The following is a 6,098-nucleotide window of genomic DNA, read 5'->3' as shown; positions in this document are numbered from 1 at the left end:
TATTATTGAATTTTTAGAATTTAAGTGATATTATATTATAAAAAGGAGTGAATAGCAATATGTGTAAAAATATGAAATTGATTTTTTCTTTTTTAGTTGTTTTACTTGTTAGCTTATCTTATTCTTTTATGGCTTCTGCAGAAGAAGTTGAAGTGAACAATTTTGATTATTTATTTAATGAAGGGAACTCAGAATTTGTTGTTTCTTCTGGTGTTGAGTTGGTAAATTCACCTGAAATTACACCTTTTTATCGTGATCCTAGATTACAAAAGATAGATGGGGGTAGCGGTCTTAACAAGATGACTGGCTTTCAAAGTGCAAGTTTTGCAAGGTCAGCTGGTTATGCAGGAGAACATGATTTTAAAACTTCTATGTTAAGAGGAATAACAACTAGTATTGCTCATTTCAATATATTTTATCAAAAAAGCACAAGAGCAGTTTATCTAATTAATCGAGAAGGTTTTGGATTTTTTACAGGATACTATTTCCCTTAAGCAGATATTTCTGTAACGGAATATACCAACAGGTTGTAGATTATTCAGCGGAACAAAGTTTTTCCAGACAAGCGAAGTAATCCCTTTATAGTGAGCGGAGCCGTGTTAACCTATCTCGGTTCGAGCCAGCTATTTTTTAGCAAGGGCTCAAAAGAAACACGGCTCGAAAGGCTCGCTGTAAAGGGGAACTGGAAAAAGTTTGTGGAGTGTGGCAACGAGTGGTATAATCTTTGTATATCTATTGATTTTATAAGTCACCCATGAGGTGGAAGTCGTCACATCCTTGTTTTTACAAGGCAGATTCGACATAAACTTTTTCGCCTTTGTATTGTTGCAGAGCAGTAAAAGAAAGGCAGCCCAACAGGTGGCAAAAAGTTTTAGGGTGTAGTCTGTAAACAAATCATAGTTTTGATTTGTTTATGTGTGGGCTGGAGAGCCTAACCAGCGCATTGCTTGGATTGACAAAACAAAATTAAAGTAAAGTATCGAGTGCTAAAATAAAGGCAGTCGGTTTTTTTGTGTTTAAAATTAGTGTTATCAAATGTTTTAAGGCAGGATAGAGTACAGCATGTAAAATAAAAAAGAAGCAGCCATTGCGAGTTGCAAAGTAAAAGGACAATGAATTTACCAGGACAGGAAGTGGATTTAGGCAATCAAATAATAAAAAAATAGGAGTGTTGGAAAATGAGGGATTTAGTGGCAATAGAAGTAGATTTTTTACCAATTAAAGATTATGAACAAGAGGGGTTACGTTGGGAATTTGTTATCTCTTCAAACAATTATGGTCATTTAATGGGATCTCTTGTTGTAGTTATGCCGATTTTGGAAACTAGAAATAAATCACTGAAATATGTACCTTTATCAACTACGAATGTCCATAACTCGCGTTTAGCAAACGGCTTTTACTTGAAAGAGTATGTGCCAATGCTTTGATTAAAATGAGGGAGTTAAATAAAAATTTTTCACTCCCTCTACCTTCTAACTTTTCTTAAAGATAGCATCATAAATATGATAAATTAAATTTTTATAGGTTGAATTTGGCATTGGCTTCACGTGCTGTTTACTATAGACAATGTCCTCAAAAGCCTGTTCCTCATTACCTAAATGATAGTAGCAATCTGCTCGTATCGCCAAAATCTCATAACCAGCCGCTCGTTCAAGGGGATGTATAACATATGGAGGAATTTCGTATTCTTTTACTTGCTGTAATGCCTCTGCATAAAGGCCCTTTTTCCACAATGTATATGCCAGCTCCTGATTGTATAAAATACTCAATGATATATCCTGTTGCTGTGAAAACTCTTTAATGAACTGCTGTATTTCCTCTGATAAACCCTCATTTAATTGGATGCGATTTTCAAAATGGAACTTGCTATAGGAATAATAAATGAAGTCATATGTATTCCTTGTAAATTGCGTGTAGTTATAAAGCCTTTGTAAGTTGGCTTGTCCTTCGAAAGTGTTATTTAATTGAATATAAAGTAATAGTTGTAAACGATAAATAGCGTCAATTTTGTAATATAAGCTTGCTTGCTTCATTAGTTCAAGGCATTTGTTTGTATAGGAGGAGGCTAATGTATAGTTGCCCAATGCTGCTTCAATGATGGCTTTATAATAATAGCTATCAATTAAAGCAGTAGGCTCAAATACATATTCCCCACCCTCGATTTGCTGTAAAATTTCCTGCATAATTACTTCACATTCATTATAGCTTTGCTGATTAATATAGCTTTTACAAATAAATAATTGAGCCTGGATTTTTTTATTAATAAGACCGATTTGCTCATAATAGGTAATACTATGACGCAGTAATTCTAGCTTTAATTCGTTATGCAAATAAAAATAAGCAATGACATATAGCTCCACAATTCGGGCTTCCTCGAAGCTGTTGAATTGAATATTTTCTAAGATTGGCTCAATTGCTTTGACTATTTTTTTATCAATTTCAGGATTTCGCTCATAAGGCATGACGATGAGCTTCTCGAATTCAACGAGCAAATTTCGATAGCGGTCTACTTCAATAGGATTAATCAGCTCATTGATTGGTAAAGATAGTTTATCTGCCAATTTATGTAAAGTAGCCATCGATGGCTTAGCTTTATTATTCTCAATTTGGCTAAGTAAGCTATATGAAAAGTCATCTCCTGCTAGCTCCTTCAATGTCAGCTTTAGCTGCTTTCTTCGTTTCTTAATTTTTTCACCTAATGAAATCATCTATGTCACCTCTTTTAAAATTATAGCATTTGATTTACAATAGACAAATAATTTTAATTGTATTAAAATTTTATTTAAAACTTGAGGGTGATTAAAATGTGTTTGTTGTTGAAAAATGGAAATGTATTAAACGTAGAATCTGGTGTTTTTATAAAGCAGGATATTGTAATAAAAGATTGCCGTATTATTCAGGTTGCAGAAAATATAAAATCTAGTTATCAAGAGGTGGATTGTGAGGGTAAGTGGATTATTCCTGGTTTGATTGACATGCACGTACATATTAAGCATGGTTTTGCACCGTTATTTACAGCAGCTGGTGTGACGACGGTGCGCAATACAGCGGGGAGTCTTATCGAGTTAGAGGAGTTGATGAGTGAAAATCCGCAATGTATCAATCCCCGTATCATTTCGGCAAATCGTATGATTGATGGACCTCCAGGTTTATGGGGCGAAACAAGTCCTTACAATTTAAATACGGATGATGAAGATGTGGCGCGCCAAGAAGTAAGAAGGCAGGTTCAGTTGGGTGCCGATTTTATTAAAGTATATGGATGGCTGAGTAAGGGGGTTATGGAGGCGGTTGTAGATGAGGCAAAAAAACATAATAAAGAGGTTAGCTGTGATTTAATACATGCCACCGCTGTGACTGCCGTTGATGCAGCAAATATGGGTATCAAATGGAACGAGCATGGCTCGGGTATTTTACAGGCGATTTTCCCACAATGGACAATGCAAGCAACACAGGATGTTTGGGCGGCAATTGATTGGGAAAAGCCAGATGAGGAGAAAATCACAAAAGTGTGTCAGCAATTAAAGCATAAAGGCGTTATTTTATGCCCAACCATGATGATTTTTGATCAAGCAAATCGATTGCAGGATTATTGGACAACGCAGCATGCCATTATGGATAAAATCAAAAAAAATGAAGGTTTGATAAATCAGTGGGAGCAATTTCTCAATTACTCAGCTGCATTAAAGCAAATAGGCATACAGTATCGCTATACGAAAAAAATTGCTTATATGTATCATCAAATAGGTGGGCTAGTCGTTGCAGGGACAGATACACCTGCAGGCATCTTCACATTTCCGGGGCTAGCATTACATCGCGAATTAATGCTATTTGTAGAAAGTGGCTTTACGGAAATTGAAGCAATTCGAGCAGCAACAAGTAATGCTGCGAAGGCTTTGGAGCGTGAAGATTTAGGGCACATTCAAGAAAATGGGATTGCGGATCTGGTCATTTTAAATGCCAATCCACTAATAAATATTGAAAATACAATGGATATTCATCTCGTTGTCAAAGGTGGTAGACCATTGGAGCAGCAAGATATATTTGAACACATTCCATCATCTCAGCAACAGGCAAAGTTTTTTGATGAGCTGATGACTAAATTTAAAGCACATCAGCTGCTATAACTTATACAAAAAATTTCGGAAAGACAGCTAAAAACTGCTTTCCGAAATTCATTATTTTTTACGTATTTTAATTCGATAGGAAATACAGTGATGCAGAGGGGCAATATCGTAATATGCCCACGTCTTATAATTCATTGCACCATTTGGATAATAGGCTACAATTTCTAAATTTGCTTGCTGGCACATATCGTAAATTTCCTCTGCTGTGTAGCATGCAAGTGACTGTGTGTATTTGTTATTCTTTGCATCCATATGCCACCAAGTATCGAGCAGACGGGAGCTTTCCTCGTCAAAGCTATATTGGCGAATAATTTTAGTGTCTTCACTCGGACGCATTTCTTCTTTGTAAACATCGCGCCAATAATTGGGCTCATATATATCAATAAGTGCATAGCCATCGTCAGATAACCAGTTATAAATACGCTTTAATAAACGTAACTGATCTTCATCATTACCGACACCAAAGCCATCTAAATAAAGTAGCAGATCGAATTGCTGACCAATATTGATAGTGTAAAAATCACCACAAATAATAGTAATTTTTTCATCACAATGCTTTTGGGCATGCTCCGTCAACTCTTTAACAAGTTCAATCGTCGTAACTTCTTTACCCAATAGCGAAAGCTGATTCGCAATATTGCCCATGCCAGCGCCAAGCTCAAGCACTGTTTCAAAAGGTCTTCCAACTTGCTCTGTAATTTTTTGTGCCTCTCGCTCAAAATAAGCAGTAGGTATATTTTCAACACTTGATTTCAAAAATAAAAATTGGTTTTTATAAAATTGGTTCATCCATTGCAATGTAGTTTCCTCCTTTAATGTGTTGGCATTAAAGGACTGAAATTAGATATAATAAGCCCATTTAAAATCCCTCCATATTCTTTACAAATAATTCGTCTGGCATATGTTTGTATCTCTATTGTTTTTGAAGTCGTTTTCGTGCAGAACTCTTTTCACTAGTAACAGGTATATGTGATAACGCTTTTCCTAATCCATAATGTGGCATATTTACATAAATTGATTCATACGTGCCTTTACTGATTTGATAGGTTTCATGGTAAATACCCACTGCATCATTGCTATGTGCCTTTTGATTGAATTGCTTCCATGCCGTTAAATGTTTTTCATTTTTTGCATAAGCAAGCAAGTCTTCAAGAGAGCGCCAATATTGAATCATTGTCGTTGTTTTCAGACCAAAATAACTTTCCATTGATAAAAAACCGAGCTCTTCTTTATTTGTATAAAGCTCCTTAATCATACCAGGCATCGCTTTGAATACAGGGAACCATTTATGAACGGCAAGCCGATTGTTCACACGCATACCAATAATAAAAACAACCATATCTTCTGTATTGTCAATTGTATAACGTCCTGCATAAACTTTGCTAGCCATGCTTTATTCCTCCTTCTTAAGTTTTTCAAGCGTACAATCACACCACTCGATTGCAGCATGTGTTGTTCTTTTTCCATAGTCTAATGTAATCAGCCAATACATCGAATCCTTGCTTGTATCCTGCTGAATTGCTTGCTCAATCGTGATATATGTTTGATAGCGTATTTCAAGTGCTTCTTTATATTTTTGAAGCAACAATACTTGTCTTTCATACGATTGATAGTGACCAAAAAATAATTTAAGTAAAACTTCATTGCGCTCTGCTGGGAAATGTTCAATAGGCTGTTCTAGCCAATTTTTTAATACGTCTAGTCCTTTTTTTGTTAAATAATATTCGTTTTTTTCAGGTCTTCCATTGCTTGAGGATGTACGAATTTCTGCTAATCCTTCCTGAGAAATTAATTTAAGGGTTGGATAAATTTGCCCATAACTAATTTTCCAAAAGTGATTTAAGCTTCGATCAATTAACTGTTTAATCGCATAACCTGATTTACATTCAGTTGTCAGTATGCCTAATATTGCGTATGTCGTGTCATTGTATTTTGTCATAGCGCTCCACCTATCTAAAAGATATGTATCATTTA

At 35.4% G+C, this 6,098-nt stretch carries 7 protein-coding genes; 3 read left to right on the top strand and 4 right to left on the bottom strand.

Annotation, left to right across the window (positions count from 1 at the left end; genetic code table 11):
- Positions 1 to 59 precede the first annotated feature (59 nt).
- Both C9J34_RS11535 and C9J34_RS11530 read left to right on the top strand, forming a co-directional pair.
- Complete coding sequence (locus tag C9J34_RS11535; RefSeq protein WP_107840024.1) at positions 60 to 494, top strand: hypothetical protein; 435 nt, start codon at positions 60 to 62, stop codon at positions 492 to 494.
- A gap of 684 nt (positions 495 to 1,178) precedes the next feature.
- Entirely contained in the window at positions 1,179 to 1,427 is a 249-nt protein-coding gene (locus C9J34_RS11530; RefSeq protein WP_107840023.1) for a hypothetical protein, read from the top strand.
- A 45-nt stretch (positions 1,428 to 1,472) separates the two neighbouring features.
- Here the strand turns inward: C9J34_RS11530 and C9J34_RS11525 are convergent, their stop codons facing one another.
- A complete protein-coding gene (locus C9J34_RS11525) occupies positions 1,473 to 2,708 on the bottom strand; it encodes a helix-turn-helix domain-containing protein (RefSeq protein ID WP_107840022.1) in 1,236 nt (411 codons plus the stop codon).
- Positions 2,709 to 2,804: 96 nt separating this feature from the next.
- Here C9J34_RS11525 and C9J34_RS11520 point away from each other — a divergent pair, with 96 nt between their 5' ends.
- The gene (locus C9J34_RS11520; RefSeq protein ID WP_107840021.1) at positions 2,805 to 4,124 is read left to right on the top strand and encodes an amidohydrolase family protein; all 1,320 of its coding nucleotides are present in this window, start codon (positions 2,805 to 2,807) and stop codon (positions 4,122 to 4,124) included.
- Positions 4,125 to 4,175: 51 nt separating this feature from the next.
- Here C9J34_RS11520 and C9J34_RS11515 read toward each other — a convergent pair whose 3' ends face one another.
- From C9J34_RS11515 to C9J34_RS11505, 3 genes are all read right to left on the bottom strand, one after another.
- Complete coding sequence (locus C9J34_RS11515) at positions 4,176 to 4,913, bottom strand: class I SAM-dependent methyltransferase (protein ID WP_238600634.1); 738 nt, start codon at positions 4,911 to 4,913, stop codon at positions 4,176 to 4,178.
- Positions 4,914 to 5,037: 124 nt separating this feature from the next.
- Complete coding sequence (locus tag C9J34_RS11510; RefSeq protein WP_107840019.1) at positions 5,038 to 5,514, bottom strand: DUF4188 domain-containing protein; 477 nt, start codon at positions 5,512 to 5,514, stop codon at positions 5,038 to 5,040.
- 3 nt (positions 5,515 to 5,517) lie between these two features.
- Positions 5,518 to 6,063, bottom strand: a complete 546-nt coding sequence (locus tag C9J34_RS11505; RefSeq protein WP_107840018.1) for a PadR family transcriptional regulator — start codon at positions 6,061 to 6,063, stop codon at positions 5,518 to 5,520.
- Between the last annotated feature and the right edge of the window lie 35 nt (positions 6,064 to 6,098).

The sequence above is a fragment of the Metasolibacillus meyeri genome (assembly GCF_003049505.1).
Taxonomy (GTDB): Bacteria; Bacillota; Bacilli; order Bacillales_A; family Planococcaceae; genus Metasolibacillus; species Metasolibacillus meyeri.
The sequence above is the reverse complement of the archived record's forward strand: the minus strand, read 5'-3'. Positions and strand labels throughout refer to the sequence as shown.

What these genes read in the sequence shown, in the direction of transcription:
- C9J34_RS11535 (WP_107840024.1), top strand. Translation starts at nt 60, where the DNA reads ATGTGTAAAAATATGAAATTGATTTTTTCTTTTTTAGTTGTTTTACTT.
- C9J34_RS11530 (WP_107840023.1), top strand. Translation starts at nt 1,179, where the DNA reads ATGAGGGATTTAGTGGCAATAGAAGTAGATTTTTTACCAATTAAAGAT.
- C9J34_RS11525 (WP_107840022.1), bottom strand. Translation starts at nt 2,708, where the DNA reads ATGATTTCATTAGGTGAAAAAATTAAGAAACGAAGAAAGCAGCTAAAG.
- C9J34_RS11520 (WP_107840021.1), top strand. Translation starts at nt 2,805, where the DNA reads ATGTGTTTGTTGTTGAAAAATGGAAATGTATTAAACGTAGAATCTGGT.
- C9J34_RS11515 (WP_238600634.1), bottom strand. Translation starts at nt 4,913, where the DNA reads ATGAACCAATTTTATAAAAACCAATTTTTATTTTTGAAATCAAGTGTT.
- C9J34_RS11510 (WP_107840019.1), bottom strand. Translation starts at nt 5,514, where the DNA reads ATGGCTAGCAAAGTTTATGCAGGACGTTATACAATTGACAATACAGAA.
- C9J34_RS11505 (WP_107840018.1), bottom strand. Translation starts at nt 6,063, where the DNA reads ATGACAAAATACAATGACACGACATACGCAATATTAGGCATACTGACA.